The sequence below is a fragment of the Pseudoalteromonas sp. MMG012 genome (assembly GCF_018100875.1).
Taxonomy (GTDB): domain Bacteria; phylum Pseudomonadota; class Gammaproteobacteria; order Enterobacterales; family Alteromonadaceae; genus Pseudoalteromonas; species Pseudoalteromonas aurantia.
In genome coordinates this window covers 1-2,953 of record NZ_JAGJEF010000153.1, presented here as the reverse complement: position 1 = coordinate 2,953, position 2,953 = coordinate 1, and the positions used below count along the sequence as shown (strand labels likewise).

Below are 2,953 nucleotides of genomic sequence, written 5' to 3'. Positions count from 1 at the left end.
TACGTTATGTTAAATTGCTATATTCACGTCATATTGTTGTTGTAAGGGGTCGTTCATTTCTAGATTTAATTGTAAGGGGTCGTTCATTTCTAGATTTAATGATGAAGTAATATTTTAGAATTGATTGCTCTGAAGCCCCTATTAACTAAGGACTTCGCCTAGACTAACTCTAAAATCATTACAAATCAAATTACGTTTGTTTTTAGACAAAACCCGCTCATTTTGACTCATTCCACGATCATTCCTGCTCATTATACGTTTAGAATTAGATCACAATCGTTCACTTTAAAACGGGTTTAAATAACGTTTAAAGCTTCTCTACGGCAACTACACGATTAAAAACACTCACTGCTTAAGTTATGTACAGCAACTAAAGAGAAGCTGGAACTTGCTTTAAACCAAGTCCCTGTTAAATGTCAGTTAACCGCTAACAAACACTCCGCATATTCTTCCTCTGCACAAATCCCTTTACACAACTCATCAACATCAAAAATACAAGATACATCGGGCTGATATTACCGCTGCTTTTACTATCAGATACTGCAGTGGTTGAGTCGTTAACAACCAATGTGACAGATGCTACTGTAGAATTTGATATTGAATCAGACACTGAATAGCCAAAGGTAATAGATGCAGGTGAATTAACGTTCGGTGTAAGTGAAACTTCACCCGTATTGGCGTCTAATTTAAACCCAGCTATTTGCTCTACTGAATCTACATGGTAGGTGATTATATCGCCATCAGGATCACTACCCTTAAGCTCTATGGTAATTGGCTTATTGCGCTCTGCAACATGTGATAAAGCCACTGCTTGTGGGGCCGTGTTTGTTAGCGTAATATCTATGTTTTTTACAGTGGAATTAACTCTACCGTCATTGCCTCGGTATTGAATACTTTCAACGGTTTTATAACTCGTTGGTGCATAACGTAAAGTATTGGTATTTTCATTGGCCCATGATAACTGCCCTACTTGAGGGCTATTGATAAATGTGTAAATGATTTTATCACCATCTTCATCAGTTAATGGCAACGAGAACTCAATGGGCTTACGCCAGTGAGTTAATAAAGCAATATCACTAAGTTGTGGAGGTTTATTGTATACATCAATATTTACGATACCTCGTGCGGTCTCCCATTCCCCTTTTAAAATACTATAACTTAGGGTTTCTCGGCCGAGGATATCAGGGGTGTACTCAAACGTGCTTGACTCACCTTCAATTGTCGAAAGTTCACCCAACCGCGAAGACGATGTCCATACATACCGCGTACTTTCTTCCGTATTTGGCAGTTTAACTATTAATGATTTATTTGCGTGCACCCGCAAGTTAATATCTGCAATTGCTGCAACGTCTATTTTATTACTCGCAACTTCAAATATAGATGGCTTTGATCCTGACGTTACAACCAATTTTTTGTCGTCGATAATACGACTATTAACAAATTCGGTGTTGGCGATCCCCTCTATTTCCCAATCAATTTTTTTGTTTAACGTATCAAATTGACCAAATCGATTTTTACAAGAATATATCAGTTTATTAAGTCCACTTTTTTCTAACCCAACTGCCGTATCATTGTCACAAAAACGCGCGATAACTATCGGATCTATTGATACATTTATTACCTTTAATTCACCAGCTTTAGTTAAAGCGTAAACTCCCGTTTCTTCGAAATGTGCAGCTGTGGATAAATCAACATATGCACCGTTACCTAACTCAATAAAGTCTTCTCCATATTCGTAATACAACGTAGACTCTTTAAATTGAATATACATTCCGTGTTTTAGGTGGTTGTCTATTGCTCTCTCATAAGCGAACTTTTTAAGCGGGTTGTTCACATCTACAGGCAGCGATTTAGTGATTAGGACTTCTCTGCTGTTATTGTCGTAAAGACGACTGATCTGTAATCTATATTCATTAATTTCAACGTTGAAGAACTCGATATCCTCTTGTTTGCCGTCAAGATCAATATCAACCCTGTGATCAAACCTTTTATTTAACTCATATGTACCAGAACCAAAGTCTTGCTTAGTTAAGGTTTGCCCTTGTGATATTTCTATTACTGTTTTTTGTTCTATATCGCGTAAGCCACCCGACATCGCACTTTCGACAGAGTACCTGCCGTAGCATGTTAACCCTACTTGTGTCGCTGTGTATTTGATGACTGAATTAAGGTAAGAATTTTGACATCGATTATCATGTATCGGCATTTGTATCTTAGTCGGATCTTCGGCATCAATACTTTTATGTACAAAGTTATCTTCAAATTCAGTGCGACCAACTAAATCTAGCGTACCATCAAAATTTACATCACCGTAATGAATAACGATATGTTGAATGTAATATGCTTGATTAGAACGACTAAACTCTCGGCACAAAGGCGTCGATGGTGATAACTGTACCGGATCAATACAGTATGATGGGCTGTAGTGGTGCCTCAGGGGCCCTGTTTTAGATTCTGTCCACGTTGCTACGAACGCGTTATCTCCAGCAACCGTAGGGGAAATAAAGCGCTTACCGCTGTAACTTCTTAGTTTTGACTCACTTTTAACTTCAATTATGTCGAACTTTCTGATTGTTTCCAGCTCTACAACTCTTTGCTCAGTTACAACAACTTCGTCTAAGTCGTCATTATTTAGATCTTGAGCATGTACAAATTGCATATCAGTGAACAAACCAGGACTTACATTAAAAACTCGCGTAATTTTATCATTCTCTTCTTCGTATATATCACCATTTGCAAAAAGCAGCTGTGCTGAATTCGCTTTGGTAAAGCTACCAGAGATCATATCACCCCCTATATCACCATGACTTACTATCGTTATACTCGGCAATATAGAAACCTCGTATAGCGTATTTAGCGAGCTGATGAATAGTTTTGAGCCATCCCAAGTAGTTAATGAAAGCAGCGGTTCCTGCGATATCAGTTCTGAAAATAAAAGTTGCTTGGTTATTAC

1 protein-coding gene is annotated in these 2,953 nt (G+C 37.9%); it reads right to left on the bottom strand.

What is annotated here, in order from left to right; genetic code table 11:
- Nucleotides 1-427: 427 nt before the first annotated feature.
- A complete protein-coding gene (locus J8L97_RS22585) occupies nt 428-2,785 on the bottom strand; it encodes an Ig-like domain-containing protein (RefSeq protein ID WP_211052963.1) in 2,358 nt (785 codons plus the stop codon).
- Between the last annotated feature and the right edge of the window lie 168 nt (nt 2,786-2,953).